Source organism: Tepidiforma bonchosmolovskayae (assembly GCF_008838325.1).
GTDB classification, from domain to species: domain Bacteria; phylum Chloroflexota; class Dehalococcoidia; order Tepidiformales; family Tepidiformaceae; genus Tepidiforma; species Tepidiforma bonchosmolovskayae.
Map to the genome: position 1 here is coordinate 685,272 of NZ_CP042829.1, position 15,858 is coordinate 701,129.

The 15,858-nt window shown below is 73.0% G+C and carries 15 protein-coding genes; 7 read left to right on the forward strand and 8 right to left on the reverse strand.

What is annotated here, in order from left to right; all coding sequences use genetic code 11:
* The first annotated feature begins 71 nt into the window (after positions 1–71).
* Genes Tbon_RS03495 through Tbon_RS03505 form a run of 3 tightly spaced genes read left to right on the forward strand, consistent with a single transcriptional unit; the run spans position 72 to position 2,544 of the window.
* A complete protein-coding gene (locus tag Tbon_RS03495; RefSeq protein ID WP_158066324.1) occupies positions 72–935 on the forward strand; it encodes an MBL fold metallo-hydrolase in 864 nt (287 codons plus the stop codon).
* Entirely contained in the window at positions 932–1,990 is a 1,059-nt protein-coding gene (locus Tbon_RS03500) for a hypothetical protein (RefSeq protein WP_158066325.1), read from the forward strand. The genes Tbon_RS03495 and Tbon_RS03500 overlap by 4 nt, the downstream gene beginning before the upstream one ends.
* Positions 1,984–2,544, forward strand: coding sequence for a hypothetical protein (locus Tbon_RS03505; protein WP_158066326.1), 561 nt, complete (start codon positions 1,984–1,986; stop codon positions 2,542–2,544). Before Tbon_RS03500 ends, Tbon_RS03505 begins: the two co-directional genes overlap by 7 nt.
* Here the strand turns inward: Tbon_RS03505 and Tbon_RS03510 are convergent.
* The 4 genes from Tbon_RS03510 to Tbon_RS03525 form a co-directional block, all read right to left on the reverse strand.
* On the reverse strand, positions 2,532–3,365 hold the full coding sequence (locus tag Tbon_RS03510) for a hypothetical protein (protein ID WP_158066327.1): 834 nt from the start codon (positions 3,363–3,365) through the stop codon (positions 2,532–2,534). The two genes, Tbon_RS03505 and Tbon_RS03510, sit on opposite strands and share 13 nt — an antisense overlap.
* Before the next feature lie 75 nt (positions 3,366–3,440).
* A complete protein-coding gene (locus Tbon_RS13720) occupies positions 3,441–4,175 on the reverse strand; it encodes an SIMPL domain-containing protein (RefSeq protein WP_192498115.1) in 735 nt (244 codons plus the stop codon).
* Entirely contained in the window at positions 4,172–4,966 is a 795-nt protein-coding gene (locus Tbon_RS03520) for an anti-sigma factor family protein (protein ID WP_158066329.1), read from the reverse strand. The genes Tbon_RS13720 and Tbon_RS03520 overlap by 4 nt, the downstream gene beginning before the upstream one ends.
* On the reverse strand, positions 4,963–5,580 hold the full coding sequence (locus tag Tbon_RS03525; protein WP_158066330.1) for an RNA polymerase sigma factor: 618 nt from the start codon (positions 5,578–5,580) through the stop codon (positions 4,963–4,965). Before Tbon_RS03525 ends, Tbon_RS03520 begins: the two co-directional genes overlap by 4 nt.
* Before the next feature lie 81 nt (positions 5,581–5,661).
* Between Tbon_RS03525 and lepB the strand changes: the two genes are divergently transcribed.
* The 4 genes from lepB to folP are packed head-to-tail and all read left to right on the forward strand — an operon-like array spanning position 5,662 to position 12,674.
* A complete protein-coding gene (gene lepB / locus Tbon_RS14085; protein WP_225734695.1) occupies positions 5,662–10,287 on the forward strand; it encodes a signal peptidase I in 4,626 nt (1,541 codons plus the stop codon).
* Positions 10,288–10,330: 43 nt separating this feature from the next.
* The gene (locus Tbon_RS03535) at positions 10,331–10,909 is read left to right on the forward strand and encodes an orotate phosphoribosyltransferase (RefSeq protein WP_158066331.1); all 579 of its coding nucleotides are present in this window, start codon (positions 10,331–10,333) and stop codon (positions 10,907–10,909) included.
* A 47-nt stretch (positions 10,910–10,956) separates the two neighbouring features.
* Positions 10,957–11,472, forward strand: coding sequence for a DinB family protein (locus Tbon_RS03540; protein ID WP_158066332.1), 516 nt, complete (start codon positions 10,957–10,959; stop codon positions 11,470–11,472).
* The gene (gene folP / locus Tbon_RS03545; protein ID WP_158066333.1) at positions 11,469–12,674 is read left to right on the forward strand and encodes a dihydropteroate synthase; all 1,206 of its coding nucleotides are present in this window, start codon (positions 11,469–11,471) and stop codon (positions 12,672–12,674) included. The genes Tbon_RS03540 and folP overlap by 4 nt, the downstream gene beginning before the upstream one ends.
* 4 nt (positions 12,675–12,678) lie before the next feature.
* Here the strand turns inward: folP and Tbon_RS03550 are convergent, their stop codons facing one another.
* The 4 genes from Tbon_RS03550 to Tbon_RS03565 are packed head-to-tail and all read right to left on the reverse strand — an operon-like array spanning position 12,679 to position 15,803.
* A complete protein-coding gene (locus Tbon_RS03550; RefSeq protein ID WP_158066334.1) occupies positions 12,679–13,365 on the reverse strand; it encodes a hypothetical protein in 687 nt (228 codons plus the stop codon).
* Positions 13,362–14,333 (reverse strand): DUF2157 domain-containing protein, encoded by a 972-nt coding sequence (locus tag Tbon_RS03555; RefSeq protein ID WP_158066335.1) that lies wholly within the window; start codon positions 14,331–14,333, stop codon positions 13,362–13,364. Before Tbon_RS03555 ends, Tbon_RS03550 begins: the two co-directional genes overlap by 4 nt.
* A gap of 52 nt (positions 14,334–14,385) precedes the next feature.
* Positions 14,386–15,561, reverse strand: a complete 1,176-nt coding sequence (locus Tbon_RS03560) for a D-arabinono-1,4-lactone oxidase (protein WP_158066336.1) — start codon at positions 15,559–15,561, stop codon at positions 14,386–14,388.
* Between the two features lie 59 nt (positions 15,562–15,620).
* Positions 15,621–15,803 (reverse strand): hypothetical protein, encoded by a 183-nt coding sequence (locus Tbon_RS03565; RefSeq protein ID WP_158066337.1) that lies wholly within the window; start codon positions 15,801–15,803, stop codon positions 15,621–15,623.
* Positions 15,804–15,858 lie beyond the last annotated feature (55 nt).

Sequence of the window (15,858 nt, forward strand, 5' to 3'; positions counted from 1 at the left end):
TGCGACGTGCTGGCAGACACGGGGTGCACGAGGGTGGCGGCTGCGCGGGCCGGGCGGGTATCGTTCGAGGTATGGAGAAGCCGGTCCGGTACCGCGTAGGGAACCTCGATATCGCCGTCATCTGCGACGGCTACATCAAGCTCGACGCGGGAGCGGTAATGGGGCTGGTGCCGCGGGTGCTCTGGGAGCCGATCATCGGGCCGGAAAACATCGACCGGGAGCACCGGATGAAGCTCTCGCTGAACTGCATCGTGGTGCGGAGCGGGGACGAGGTGCTGCTGGTCGACACCGGGATGGGCGACAAGGTGCAGGGCACGCCGCGGGAGCGTGGATTCCCGGGGGAGTACGGGAAACTGCTCGAGGGGCTGCGAGCGCTGGGGCTGGGCCCGGAGGACGTCACAGTGGTGGCGAACACGCACCTGCACGCCGACCACTGCGGGTGGAACACGCGTCGGGCCGGGGACGGACGGCTGGTGCCGACGTTTCCGCGGGCGCGGTACATCATCCAGGCGGGGGAGTTCGACGCGGCGATGCACCCGAACGAGCGGACGCGCGGGACGTACTTCGAGGAGAACTTCGCGCCGCTGGCGGAGTCGGGGCAGCTGGAGCTGGTGGAGGGGGAAACGGAGCTCATCCCGGGGGTGACGTACTGGCCGACGCCGGGGCACACGGCTGACCACGCCTCGATCGTGCTCAGTTCGGCGGGGGAGACGGCGATTTACACGGGCGACCTGGTGCACCACGCGGTGCAGATCGAGCGGCCGGCGTGGATCGCGGCGTTCGATATCCTGCCGCTCATGTCGCTCGAATCGAAGAAGAAGCTGGCCGAGCGGGCGCTGCGGGAGAACGCGCTGCTGATCTGCGTGCACAACCCCTTCCCCGGAGCGGGGCGGCTGATCGAGCGGGACGGCCGGCGGACGTTCGTGCCGGCATGAGCGGCGGGATGATGCGGCTGGCGCTGCGGGAGACCCATGCGGCGTTTGGGGCGACGCTGGGGGTGCGGCGCGGCTGGGAGGTGCCGGTGGCGTACGGCGACCCGGAGGGGGAGTACCGGGCGCTGCGGGCGGCGGCGGCGGCGTTCGACCGGAGCGCGCGGAGCCGCTTCCTCGTGACGGGCCCGGATGCGCTGGATGTGCTGCGGGGAGCGCTCGCCGGGGCGGTGGAGGAGCTGGAGGAGGGGCGGGCAGGGCGGTTCGCGGTGCTCGACGGCGAGGGGAACATTGCGGACCTCGTGCTGGCGGCGCGGATGGGCGGCGCGGCGTACCTCGTGAGCGGCGAGCCGGAACGGCGGGGCGTCCTCGGCGAGAAGCTGCGGGGGGCGATCGGCGACGGCTTCGAGGTGCGGGTGGACGACCGGACGGAGACGACGTGCACCATCGGGGTGGCCGGGCCGGGAGCGGCACAGTGCATGGCGCAGTTCGTCGCTGAGGCGCTACCGGGGCGGCTCGGGCCGCTGCACTGCGCGGCGTTCGAGTTCCACGGCTTCCGGGCGCTGGCGGTCCGGACGAGCGACACGGGGGAGGACGGGTTCGAGCTGGTGCTGGCGCCGGCGGTGGCCAGCCACCTGCTGGGGACGCTGCGCTCGGCGGGGGTGGCGCTGGCGGGCGCGGAGGCGCTGGAGGTGGCGCGGGTGGAGGCGTGCATCCCGGCGTGGACGCCGGACCTGGAGCCGGGGCTTTCGCCGGCGGAGGCCGACCTCGACGTGCTGCTCGGAATCCCGGGCGGCCGGGAAGGGCGGATCCTTGCGGCGTTCCTGCTGGAGGGGCCGGCGGCTCCGCCGGGGACCGCGGTGACGGACGACGCGGGGCGCACCGTCGGCGAGGTGCGGTCGTGCGTGGCGGCCTGGGGATTGAAGGGGACGGCGGGGCTGGCGATCATTGACGCGGCGGCAGCCTACCCGGGAGCGGCGCTCGCGGCGGGCGGTGCGCGGCTGCTGGTGGCGGCGAAGCCGCTGTATCGACGACGAACGGAGGGGAGTGCGCGATGGTAGACCTTTCGGCGCTGGCCGCGTACGAGCCCCGGTGGCCCGGGGTTGTCGAGCTGAACCTGCAGGACCAGTGGCGCGCGCGGTGGGTGGATGAGCAGGTGCTGCCGCCGAATGCACCGGTGAACTACGCCTACGCGATGGTCGTGGCAGGAGAGAAGGGATACGTGCTGCGGCGGCCGGGTGAGCCGGCGTGGGGAATGGTGGAGGGGGCGACCGGCGAGCGGCACGCCCAGCAGTTTGTGGAGGACGAGGTGCGGGGACGCATGGGGATCGAGCCGGGCGTGGTGGAGCTCGTGGGGTTCTTCGAGTGCAAGGCCACGCGGCACAACCGGGAGTACCCGCAGGGGACGCTGACGGTCCGGCCGCTGTACCTGGTGGTGGCGAAGGAGGTGGGAGACACGCCGGGCGGCTGGGAGCGGCGGCGCCTGCCGATGAACGAGTTCATGGTGGCGCTGCGGTCGCGGTACCCGGAGCTGGACGAGTACCTCGGGAAGGCGGCGCTGCGGTACGCCGTGCTGCGGAAAGAGGGGAAGGCGCAGGACGGCTATTCGCCGTAGATGCGGACCAGGAGGGCGTAGAGGCCGGGGTCGTAGCTGCGGAGCCAGGCGCGGTCGCGGCGGCCGTTCAGGTCGGCGTGGAGGAAGTAGGCCTGGGTGCCTTCGGCGAAGTACTCGTTGGCGTTGGTGGCGGCGTAGTCGCCGCGGTACTTCCCGGCGGCCATGGCATCGGCGTAGAGCTGGCGGATATCGAAGTAGTCGGCCGGGGGGATGGCCCAGCCCATCACGAGGTGGCCGAGCTCGTGGTAAAGGATGTTCAGGCCGCCGCAGGGTCCGGAGCGGCGGCCGAGGAGGTCGTCCTCGTTGACGGTGACGACGGGGTAGTCGGCGCGGTCGGCGACGCCGCAGACATGGTCGAAGAAGTCGCGCGATTCGGTCTCGCTGAGGCAGCGGAATTCGGGGAGGTCGAGGACGCCCTGGTTTGAGGCGGCGACGATGACGTAGGCGCCGTCGGCGGCGAGGGCGTGTTCGAGGTCGTTGCTGGCGAAGAAGCGTTCGACCGTGCGTTTCGCGGCTTCGACGGCGCGTGGCGAGACGTCACGGTTGGCGACGATGGTGATGCCGGCGGCTTCGGTGATGGTGGTGTACTCGGGCGAGAAGCGGCGCGGCTGGCCGGGGTCGGGCATTTTCGCGACGCCCTGGCAGACGTCGCCGGCAGCGAGGGGGGCCGGCGAGGTGCGGGGTTCTGCGGGCGAGGCCGGCTGCGTGCGGGGAGCATCGGTGCCGGCATCGGAGGCGGAGCGCAGGACGAGGACGGCTGCGCCGGCGAGGACGAGGATGGCGGCGACAGGCGCGACGACGGCGGCGAAGAGGGGCTTCACAGGAACAGGGTGGCGGCTCGCCGGAAGACCTGTAAAGCAGCGGGCTTGACCGGGGATTTCCGGGCGGGCGGAGGGCTACTGTTCGATGGCGAAGCGGACGGAGACGGTGACGGTGACCGTGGACTCGCCGACTTCGACCGGGGTGGCTGTATCGGCGGCCGAGCGGCCGGCGGGCAGACCAAGGGGAACAGGGCCGCCGGCGGCGGTCTCCGTGATGGCGAGGACGTCGCCGACGCGGACGCCGGCGGCAGCGGCGAAGGTCTCGGCGCGCCGGCGGGCATCAGTGACAGCGTTCTTGCGGGCGGTTTCGAGGAGGTCGTCCTGCTTGCTGAAGCCGAGCTGGAGGCTGTTGAGCCGGGCGGCATCGCCGGCGGCGGCGAGGGCGTCGTCGATGACCCTGCCGAGGCGGTCGAGGTCGCGCACGCGGACGGTGAGGACGTTCTGGACGGCGTACCCGGTGATGACGGGGGCGCCAGGCCGGGAGTAGTCGTACTGGGGCTGGACGGCGATGGCGCGGGTCTGGATGTCGCGGTCGGCGACGCCGTTGGCTTTGACGGAAGCGATGAGGCGGGCCGCAGCCTGGGCGGCGCGTTCGCGGGCGTCGGCGACGGAGGATGCGGCGACTTCGATGCCGAGGTCGAGGGTCGCCATATCGGGCGGGGCGGCGGCTTCGCCGGTGCCGGTGACGGTGATGCCGAGGTCCGTGGGCGATTCTCCTGACAGGATGGTGGTGTCACCGCTGCAGGCGGCAGCGAAGAGGACGAGGGCGGCGACGGCGATGAGCGCCGCGGAGCGGCGCGAGCGGGTCATGGGGTGCGCCTCCTGCGGAGGAGTTCGACGCCGGCGAGAGCGGCGAGCGCAAGGGCGGCGACGGCGCCGGCGGCGTAGAGGGGCCAGCGGGCCTCCCCAGTTTCGGAACGGGCTGCAGCGGCGGGGCCTTCGCCATCGCCGACGGCCTTCGGCGCGGGCGGCCCGGCGGCGCGCTCGCCGGGCGCGGGACTGGCGGAAGCGTCCTGCGGCGAGGCTGCGCCGGCGGCGGACGGCGGCGGCGCGGGGGTGACACTGCCGGGGACGGCCGCTGCAGCACCGCTGACGCCCCCATTCGGCGGAGCCGCCACGCCGGCCGCCGACGTCGCTTCGGGCGAGGGCGCAGCGAACGGGGCGACGGGCGCACCATCGGCCGCTTCGGTGCTCATGAGACCGCCCCCGGCAGGGCCTTCGGCGGGCGCGGTGGAGACAGTGTCGCGGTCCGGGGTATCGGCCAGCATGAGCACGGCGACGGCGGTGAAGAGGGCAACCGCGGCAGCCGCGATGCCGCGGACGGCGAGGACGAGCGCAGCGGGCAACGGCGACGGGGCCGGACGGCGGGATGGTTCGAGCATGGCCGGCGTGAGGCGCAGCGACCGCGAGGGCTCGAGGAGGGGGAGCCCGCCGAGGGCGGCGTGAATTGCCTGCTGCCCTTCGAAGCGGGTACGGCATGCGTCGCAGGCGGCGAGGTGACGTTCGAACGCTTCGCGCCGGCCGGGGGAAGCGCGGCCGCTGACCACGTCAGTCAGGAGGTCGTGCCAGCGGCGGTGCCTGCGGAAGATCCGGTCGATCATCGTTCCCCTCGGTCGTGAAGACGTCCTGAGCGCGTGAAAAGTTCCGGGCGGCGTTCGAGAGCGCGGCGGAGGCGTTCGCGGGCGCGGAAGAGGCGCGATTTGACGGTGCCCATGGCCACGCCGGTGGCGGCGGCGATCTCCTCGTACTGGAAGCCGTGGACGTCGGCGAGGAGGAGGACCTCGCGCTGGTCGGGCGGGAGGCTGCGGAGGGCGGCCTCGAGCGCGGGGCCGAGCGAGCGGTCGTCGAAGGCGGCGGCCGGGTCGGCGGCAGGGTCCGGGGGGTCGAGGGCGGAGTCGTCGGAGTCTTCGGCCGAGAGCGACCGGGCAGGGATGCGGCGCATGCGGCGGCGAAGTTCGTCGCGGGCGGCGTTAGCCGCAATGCGGAGGAGCCAGCTGCGGAAGCTGCCGCCTTTGAACTGGTGGAGGGCGCGGTAGGCCGAGAGGAAGGCCTCCTGGGCGGCGTCTTCGGCGGCGGTGCGTTCGCCGATGAGGCGGTAGCAGAGCGTGAAGACGAGGGACTGGTAGCGGTCGACGAGGCTGTTGAAGGCGGCGAGATTGCCGTCTTTTGACAAAGAGACCAGGTGCTCGTCGGGGGGTTCGAGCGTGTCGGTCATGTGCGCCGAGGGTAGGTCAATCGGCTGTAAAGGGGGAAGCTGGAGCTTCGCCCGGAGCAGCGGGGAGGCTATGGTACGCTGATGACGATGGACAATGGCGAGGGCCGGCCCCTCGATGAGCTGGAATCAGGACACGAAGACCCGCAGGGGTGGTACTTCGACCTCCCGAGCGACGCATGGAAACGGCAGGAGGAGAAGAACCGCCTCCTCCGGGAGCGGGTCCGGAAGAACGAAGCCGAGCCGGCGGAGCCGGAGCGGCGCGACCCGTTCGTGCTGCGGCGCCCGGAGCCGGAGCCGCCGAAGAAGCGGGGCCTGTTCGGTTTCGGAAAGAAGAAGCGGGGGGATGAGGACGAGCACCCGGCGGGGCGGCGGGAGGAGCCGACGGCCGGGCGGCCGGGCTGGCTGACGGCCGATGATGGAGACGCGGACGAGTGGTCGACGGAACGGGTACCGTTCGACCCGTCGGCGGAGGAGCCGGCGCTGCGGCTGCGCCCGCGGGCGCGCGGCGAGGAGCCAGTCGACCGCCCCGTCGGCGGGCCGGAGGTGCCGCCAACGCCGGCGCCGGTCGAACCGCCGCCACTGCGGCTGCGTTCGCGGACGGAGCCGGAGCAGGGTTCGCGGCTGAACTGGGATTTCGGGCCGGGCGCCTGGCCGGAGACGCCGGCACAGGGCGGTGCAGAGCCCCCGGTCGACAGCCCGGAGGACGAGGAGAGCATCTTTGCGCGGATGCAGGCGTGGGCGGAGCGGGGGCGCGAGGAGCAGCACCGGCGGCTGGGCCTCGGGCATCCGCAGGACGTCCAGGCGGAGGAGGGCAGCGCACCCCACGGCGACGACGCGGCGGCATCTGCGGCGAGCCAGTGGCCGGACGCAGCGGCACCGGAGCCGCCGCTGGCAAACGAGCATGATGCCCCGGGGGCGGCGGCCGGCGCGGGCGGGTTGGACGACCGCGAGGCCGGGGAGCCGGCTCACGGGCCGGAACTGCCGCCGCTGCGACTCCGGCGGGAGCCGGCGGACGCGCAGCGCGAGGAGCGGAAGAGCAGCAGGTGGGACGAGTTCTTCGGGCTGAACCGGGAGGAGGGCGAGGAGGACGGGCCGGGGTTTTCGGAAGGGCTCGCCGCGATGCGTGAGTGGGCGAAGAAGAAGCCGCTGGGGAACGACATCTCGGAGATCCCGGAGGAGTTCCTGAAGCCGTTCGACTGGGAGCTCGAGGAGCAGGGCCAGGCGGGCGGCGACGCGCGGCAGGATGACCCGTTCGCGGCCTTCCGCGTGAGCGGCGAACCGGGGCCGGGGGCCGACCGGGAGGCCGGGGCGCCGGCATGGGTCGACTCCGCTACGGGCGGCGACGCGCAGCAGGATGACCCGTTCGCGGCCTTCCGCGTGAGCGGCGAGCCGGGGCCGGGGACCGACCGGGAGGCCGGGGCGCCAGCGTGGGTCGACTCCGCCACGGGCGGCGACGCGCAGCAGGATGACCCGTTCGCGGCCCTCCGCGTGAGCGGCGAACCGGGGCCGGGGGCCGACCGGCAGGCCGGGGCGCCGGCATGGGTCGACTCCGCTACGGGCGGCGACGCGCAGCAGGATGACCCGTTCGCGGCCTTCCGCGTGAGCGGCGAACCGGGGCCGGGGGCCGACCCGGAGGCCGGGGCGCCGGCGTGGTTCGACTCCGCTACGGGCGGCGACGCGCGGCAGGATGACCCGTTCGCGGCCTTCCGCGTGAGCGGCGAGCCGGGGCCGGCGGCCGACCGGCAGGCCGGGGCGGCCGGTGATGACGACCCGCTCGCGGGGATCTTCGCGCCGCGGGATGTCACCGAGGCTTCCGAAACGCCGAAGGAGAAGCGCGGGCTGTTCGGCCGGCTGTTCGGCCGGAAGCGCCAGGACGGCCCCGGAGACGAGCCTGCGGCGCCGCCGGCGGCGGACTGGCTGTTCGAGCCGGCAGAGGCCGCGCCGGCTGAGCCGCTGCGCGCGGCGGATGTCCCGGGCGCATGGATACGCGCAGACGCGGACAACGGGGCGCCGGAGGAGGCCTGGGGCGCCAGCGCCGGGCCGACTTTCGCGCAGGACCGGACCGTCGCGGAAGGGTTTGCGGCGGAGGTTCGCGCGCAGGATGCGCCGGTGACAGCGGGGATGTCCGGGTCCACCCGAGCGGAGGGACGCATGCCGGTGGACGACGAAGGCGTTTCCTTCGACCGGGCGGAGGAACCAGCGGAGGACGAGGAGTGGGCGCCGGAGCCGGTGCCGCAGTTCCAGGCGCTGCCGGAACCGGGTCCCGGGGCGGGGCCGGCGGCAGTGTTCGAGCCGCAGGCGGCGGCGGATGACGAGGAGGAGTGGGCGCCGGAGCCGGTGCCGCCGTTCGCGGCGCCGCAGGCGGCGGCTGGCGAGGTACCGGCAGGGGAGGCGGCCGGGGAGACATCGTCCGCGCAAGACGGGGCGGCGTGGGAGCCGGAATCGGCGGAGCTGAGCCCCTCGGCGTTTGGGGCTGCGGTCCAGGCGGCGTTCTGGAGCGCGCCGGCGGTTGATGCTGCGGCGGCGGCGGAGCGGCCTTGGTGGGAGACGCCGGAGGCTGAGGAGACGACCGAGGACGTCGTGGGCAGCGAGCCCGTTGCGGTCCAGCCCGAGGCGACGGCGGCGGAGCGCCCGTGGTGGGAGACGCCGGAGGCCGAGGAGACGACCGAGACCGTCGTGGGCAGCGAGCCCGTCGCGGTCCAGCCCGAGGCGACGGCAGCGGAGCGCCCGTGGTGGGAGACGCCGGAGGCTGAGGAGACGACCGAGAGCGTCGTGGGCAGCGAGCCGGTTGCGGTCCAGCCGGAGGCGACGGCGGAGGAGCGGCCGTGGTGGGAAGCGCCGGAGGCCGAGGAGACGACCGAGAACGTCGTGGGCAGCGAGCCCGTTGCGGTTCGGCCCGAGGCGACGGCAGCGGAGCGCCCGTGGTGGGAGGCGCCGGAGGACGAGGAGACGGCGGAGGCCGTGGCGGGCAGCGAGCCCGTTGCGGTTCGGCCCGAGACGACGTCGGCGGAGCGGCCGTGGTGGGAGGCGCCGGAGGCCGAGGAGACGACCGAGACCGTCGTGGGCAGCGAGCCCGTCGCGGTCCAGCCCGAGGCGACGGCAGCGGAGCGCCCGTGGTGGGAGACGCCGGAGGCTGAGGAGACGACCGAGAGCGTCGTGGGCAGCGAGCCGGTTGCGGTCCAGCCGGAGGCGACGGCGGAGGAGCGGCCGTGGTGGGAGACGCCGAAGGCTGCGGAGACGGCGGGGGCCGCCGCGGGCAGCGAGCCGGTTGCGGTCCAGCCCGAGGCGACGGCAGCGGAGCGCCCGTGGTGGGAGGCGCCGGAGGCTGAGGAGACGACCGAGAACGTCGTGGCCAGCGAGCCGGTTGCGGTTCAGCCGGAAGCGACGGCGGAGGAGCGGCCGTGGTGGGAGCGCCCGGCGGGGTTCGAACCGTCCGACGGATGGACGCAGGCGCAGCCAGCGGCAGCGCAGCGCGAGGACCGGGACAGCGGCAGCGACGACATGTGGGGCGACATCGCGGAGACGGCGGAACTCGCTGCGGCCGGGTCCGGTGATTCCGGAGAACTCGACCTGGCGGCGAGCCTCGAGGCGCAGCTCGGGGCGCCGCTCGACGAGCCGGCCTGGACAGCGCCCTCGCCGCCCGCGCACGAGGACGACGCGTTCCGTTCGACCGAGGACGAGGGTGACGTGATCCTGAAGGCGTTCGAGGCGCACGCTTCGACGCCGGACCTGGAGGAGGATCCGGCGGAGGCCGCGGCCCTCGAGGCCGAGACGGCAGCAGCGCTCTCGGCGCTGTTCGGCGACAACGCGACGGAGATCGTGGCGGAGGCCGGCGAGGAGCCGCCGGAGCGGCCGTTCATCCGCCTGGGCGCATGGGCACCGCAGCGGAGCCTGCCGGCCGACGACGGGTGGGCCCCGGAGGAGGAGGTCCGGCAGGAACTGGACGCCCGGACGAACCCGCTCGGGTTCATGGCCGACCCGCTCGCGGGGACGCCGCCGTGGCTGAGCGAGGCCGAGACCGGGGAGGACGAGCGGCCGGAGCGGGCCGGGAGCGACGGGAAGCTGAAGGCGTGGGTCCGCGAGGTGGTCGAGACCGTGATGCTGGCCGCGCTGGTGTTCCTCTCGGTGCGGGCGAGCTTCGGCAACTTCAAGGTCGACGGGAACTCGATGTACCCGACGCTGGAGAACGGCGAGTTCCTCATCGTGAACAAGCTGGTGTACTCGGAGGTCGACCTCGAGAAGCTGTCGAACTTCCTGCCGTTCATCGACCCGGGGAGCGACCCGACGCGCTATGTGTTCCACGGGCCGCAGCGGGGCGACATCATCGTCCTGCGGGACCCGCGCGACCCGAACACGGACCTGATTAAGCGGGTCATCGGGCTGCCGGGCGAGACGATCGAGATCGTGAACGGCAAGGTGTACATCAATGACCGGCTGCTCGAGGAGCCGTATATCACGACGCCGTGGAACGACACGCTGCCGAAGATCCTCATCCCGGAGGACGAGTACTTCGTGATGGGGGACAACCGGAACAACAGCCTGGACAGCCGGAGCGCACAGGTCGGGCTGGTGTCGAAGGACCTGATCATCGGGAAGGCGACGCTGACCTACCTGCCGCTGAACCGGTTCGGGCTTGCGCCGAACGAGAAGGGCGTGCTGACCGAGCAGAAGCCGGTGCTGACGACGAAGCGGATCGGCGAGGAGTAGCGCGGGCGCGACCGGAAGGGCGGGAGCGGGTACGCTCGGCGCCATGACGGAGAAGCAGCTGACGCGGGACGAGGCGTGGGCGCTGCTGGAGTCGCGGGGCGCACTGCTCCGCGGGCACTTCCAGTACGCGAGCGGACGCCACGGCGAACTGTACATCGAGAAGTTCCGGATTCTGCAGTGGCCGGATGTGACGGAGCCGCTCTGCCGGCAGATCGCGGAGCGGTTCCGCGGGCTGCCGACGGTGGTGGCCGGGCCGACCACGGGAGGCGTCATCCTGGCATATGAGACGGCGCGGCAGCTCGGCCTGCGGGCGATCATCGCCGAACGGAAGGACGACCACGGGGAGGAGCGGGAGTTCCGGCGGGGGTTCGAACTGGGGCCCGGCGACCGTGCCCTCGTGGTCGACGACGTCCTGACGACGGGCGGCAGCATCCGCGAGGTGCTGAAGGCAGTCGCGGCACGAGGTGCGGAGGTGGCAGGGGTTGGGGTGCTGGTCGATCGGACCGGAGGGACGGTGGACTTTGGGGTGCCGTTCTTCGCGTGCCTCGACGTGCCGGCGGCGTCGTGGGAGGCGAGCGCCTGCCGGCTCTGCCAAGACGGGGTGCCGCTGGTCGTGACCTGAGCCGGCTGCTTACGACGCGGGGGACCGCGCGGGGCTAGAATGCGTTCGTGCGTTATGTGCCGGCGGCCGCCGGGAATGACCCTTCGTTCCTGCTGAAAGCGCTCGGGGAAGCGGGCGGCGAGCTGGCGCGGGCCTTTGCCGGCGTGCGGGAGCGCGACCTGCTGCGGCCGGCGCCGTGGCCCGATGAGGGGTGGTGCCTGCTGGCGGTGCCGTTTCACCTTGTGCAGGTCGAGCGGGGGCTGCAGGAGCAGGTGGCGATTATCGCGATGAGCCGCGGCGGCGAGCCGGACGTCCCGCACGTTGACCTGGACGACGTCCCGTTCGAGGCAGACTACGCGGAGTGCGAGCTGGAGGACCTGCTGGACGAGCTGCACTACCTGCGGCGGCGGACGACCTACCTCCTGTGGGACCTTTCGGACCGGGACTGGCGGCGGACGGGCCGGCACCCGTACCGGGGGCCGGTGACGATCCTCGAGCTTGCCCGCGAGGCGTACCAGCACGACCTGGAGCACCTCTGGCAGGTGCGGCGGATGGTCGATGCGCTGGCCGGGGGCGCGCGGTGAGACCGTCGCTGCGGGTCGTGCCACCGGGGTTCGGGATGGCGGCCGCGGAGCCTGAGGCGCCGTACGCGGTCCACTTCGCCGGCGACCGGGAGCGGCTCCAGCTGGCGACAAGCGCGCTCGGGCTGGGCATCGACCTGCGCGAGCCGGACATGGCGGCCGTCTGGGGGCCGCGTCCGGTGCTGGAGGGGCTGGCGGCGAAGCTGGAGGAGCTGGGCTCGCCGCACGCCGGGCGGCTGCGGGCCTTCCTTTCGCCCGTAACGGCGTGGCGGCTGCGGAAGCGGGAGCTGCCGCTCGACCGGCCGATCGTGATGGGGATCCTGAACCTGACCGATGACTCGTTTTCGGGTGACGGCGTGGGCCGGGACATCGGGACGGCGTGCGCAGCGGCGGAGCGGCTGCGGGCGGCGGGCGCGGACATCATCGACGTGGGGGCGGAGAGCGCGCGGGCAGACCGGCCGGTGCTGGAGGCGGAGGCGGAAGCGGAGGTGGTCGGAAGGGCGGTCGAGGCGCTGGTGCGCGAGGGTCACGTGGTTTCGAGCGACACGTACAAACCGGCGGTGGCGCGGGCGGCGCTGGCGGCAGGCGCGGAGCTGGTGAACGACATCAGCGGGCTGACGCTGGGGACGGGCGCGGCGGCGGAAGCGGCAGCGGCGGGCGCGGGGTACGTGCTGAACTACAGCTACACGGTGCCGAAGCGCCGCCCCGATGCGCCGCCGGTCTACGCGGATGTCGTGACCGAGACGGTGGGGTGGATGGAGGCGCGGCTGGAGGAGCTGTGGGCGTGCGGGCTCGAGCGGGCGCAGGTGGCGGTGGACCCGGGAATCGCCTTCGGGAAGAGCCACGACGAGGACCTGCAGATGCTGCGGCGGGTCGGCGAGCTGGGGACGTTTGGGCTGCCGGTGCTGCTTGCGCACTCGCGGAAGAACTTCATCGGGAGCGTGGGCGGGCTGCCGCCGGCAGAGCGGGACCTCGAGACGCACGTGGTGAGCGCGCTGGCGTTCGCGCAGGGGGTGCGGATCTTCCGTGTGCACGACGTGGCGGGAGCGCGGCGGGCGCTGGGGATGGCGGAAGCGATTGCGGCGCGGGGGCCGGGCGCCTATGCGCCGGGCGAGGGCAGCTGGCCGTGGCGGGCAGGTGCCTCGGCGGCGCACATGACGCGGGCGGAGCCGGCGGTTCCGCCGCCGCCGGGCCAGCGCTGGTAGCGATTCATTCAGGGGGCAGCGGCCAGGCGCCGACACCGGCGATGCGCCAGGCGATGGCCGGGGTGCCGGCGTCCTTCGCGAGGGTACCGCGGACGGCGCCGTCACGGGAGACGAGCCAGAGCTCCGCACCCCTGCCGCGGGGCGGGTTGTAGGTGACGGCGAACCACTGGCTATCGGGGGACCAGCCGGCGAACTGCGGACCCCAGTCGAGGCCATCGAATTTGATCTCGGTGAGCACCTGGCCGTCGCGGATGAGCTGAATGCGGCCGTCGTCGCGCTGGAAGGCCTGCGTGCCGTCGGGGGCGGACTGGAGCAGGAGGGTCCGGTCGTCTTTGTACGCGGTGCGGCTGAGTTCGCGGCCGGTTTCGAGGTCGAGGGTGACGAGGTTTTGGCCCGAAGGGACAGCATCGACGTACGCGATGCGGGTCTCGTCGAGGAAGAAGAGGAGACGGGGCGGGATGCCGGTGCAGGCGACCTGGCGGCGGGATTCGCCGGAAGCGCGGGCGACGATGATGCAGCTTTCGCGGTTGACGTAGAGGATTTCGCCGGGGATGGCGGGGTTCGGCTGCTCCTGGAGGTCGGGCGGGGAGACGTTTTTGCGGCCCACGCCAAGGGCGACGACGGCGGTGATGATGACGGCGAGGACGCCGCCCAGTACTGCGACGACGAACCAGCGGTCGGAGCGGGTCATGCCGCGACCCCGCGGCGGAGCTGGGGCGCGAGGCGGGCGAGGAGGAGGACGGCGCCGATCAGGAGGACGCCGGAGATGATGAGCGCGACGGGGGCGCCGAGCTGGTCGGAGAAGTTCTGGAAGATGGCCCGGACGAGGGCGACGAAGAGGAGGAGGACGCCCCAGAGGACGTACTGGAAGGACGAGCGCCAGACGCCGAGGGCGAGGAGGCCGGCGGCGGCGAGGAACGCGGGGATCTCCCAGGGGGTACCGCCGGAGCTGAACCCGGGCTGGTACGCGCCGACGGCGAGGAGGAGGCCGAAGATAGTGCGGGCGGCGGCGCGGGGGACGAGGCGGCCGGTCTCGGTGAGGGCGATGGCGGCGAGCGCAGCGATGGCGAGGGAGCCGCCGGCGAGGGGGGCCGAGTACTCGTCGGGCCACCGGCCGATCGCCTGGGCGAGGAAGAAGAGGCTGACGCCGAGGGTGAGTAACTGGAGGACCGAAGGGGTGACAGCCCAGAGGAGGAGGGCGAGGCCCGTCGCTGCTGCGGTGACGACGAGGAAGGGGGTCGCGTCTTCGTCGCGGGCGAGGCCGAATGGCTCGTACTCCCAGATGTAGACGCCGAGGGCAAGGGCCGTAAGCCCGACGGCCGCGGTCCAGGCGAGCTGGCCGGCGCGGCGCATCCCGGGTTCAGGGCGGTCGCGGAGGAGCGCACCGAGGAGGAGGGTGAAGGCGGCGGGGACGGCGGTCACGGCAACGCGGGCGGGCGAGGCGAGGTCGCCCCAGTTCTGGGCGGCGAGGGCGAAGACACCGACCGCGAGGACGGCGATGCCGAGATAGAGCAGGACTTCGATGACGTCGGGGCGCTCGGCGGCCGGGTGCGCGGGCGCGGTCCGGGCAGCTTCGAAGGCGCGGATCCGCTCCGCGACCTGCGGGTCGAGGATACCGGCTTCGACCCAGCGGCGGAGGTCCGCGTCGAGCTCGCTCATCGGGGGCAAGGTACGTCCCGGGCGGCAAAATGACAATGCGCCGGGGCGAAACTCAGGCGAAGAGGGCGGCGAGGTAGGGGGAGAGGAAGCGGCCGGCGGGGTCGAACTCGCGGCGGAGGGCGCAGAGCTCTTCGAAGCGGGGGTACGCGGCAGCGAGGTCGGCGCGGGTGCAGGTGTGGAATTTGCCCCAGTGGGGGCGGCCGCCGTAGCTGCGGAAGATGGGCTCGAGGTCGGTGAAGAATTCGCGGTAGGGGCGGGCGGCGTCCTGGTGGACGGAGATGGTGACGGTCGCGCGGCCGAAGGCGGGGCTGAGCCAGGCGTCGTCGGCGGCGAGCGTGCGGTACTCGACGGGCCAGCCGACCTTCGGGTGACGCTCCTTCATCCGCTGGCGCACGGCGCGGAAGCAGGCGGGACCGACCTCGGCGGGAACGGCGTACTCCATTTCGTTGAAGCGGAGTTCGCGGACGGAAGGGTAGATGCGGTGAGCCCAGCCGACCCGCTCGCCGGGGCCTTCGAGGGGCGGAGGGTCTTCGGTATCGGGCTCGGCGTCGACCGGGTCGAGGGACTTCGACTCAGCGATGTCGGAGCGGGGGAACCAAAAGAACTCGTAGTGGTCGTGGGATGCGATGTTGTGCTCGAGCTGCTCGAGGCACTCGTCGATGGGGTGCTGCCAGACGCGTTCGCGGAGCGCGTAGCGGGGCACGCAGGCGAGGGTGACACGGGTCATGATGCCGAGGAGGCCGAGCGAGACGCGGAGTGCGGGGAGGAGGTCGGGGGAATCGACGTCGAGGAGGTCGCCGGAGGCGGTAACGAGGCGGGCGCCGACGAGCCGGGTGGAGATGGAGCCGTAGCCAGGGCCGGTGCCGTGGGTACCGGTGGCGATAGCGCCGGCGAGGGACTGGGTATCGACATCGCCCTGGTTGGGAAGGGCGAGGCCCTGCTCCCAGAGGAAGTGGGTGGCCTCGTGCAGCTTCGTGCCGGCGAGCAGGGTTGCGCGGCCGGACGCCGGGTCGGCATGGAGGAGGCCGGCGAGCCGGTCGAGAGTGAGGATGGCACCTTCGGCGGGGACGACGGGGACGAAGGAGTGACCCGAGCCGGCCACACGGACCGTTGCGCCGGCGGCCGCTGCTTCGCGGACGAGGGCGGCGACCTCCTCCTCATCGGCCGGGGCGGCGAGGCGGGCGGTTTCGGCGATGACGGAGCCGGACCAGTTGGACCAGGACGGCATGCGGCTTCCCCGGCGCGGATGGGGGAAGGCTAGCGGACGGGCAGGGAAGGTGCGAATCGTCAGGCGGCGCGCTGCTGCGGTGCCCGTTCGCGGAGGGCGAGCAGTTCGGCGCGGATGCGGAGGAGGATAGGCGTGCTCAGGCTGCCGGCCCCGGGCCCGCGAAGGGCATCGATCAGCCGGATTGCGTCATCGATGCCGGCTTCGTAGCCGGCCTGCCAGGCGGACCAGTCATGGGTGGTCATGGTCGGCTCCTCGGGATTCATACCGCGATCATCGGCGAGGGCGACGAGCCCTGCA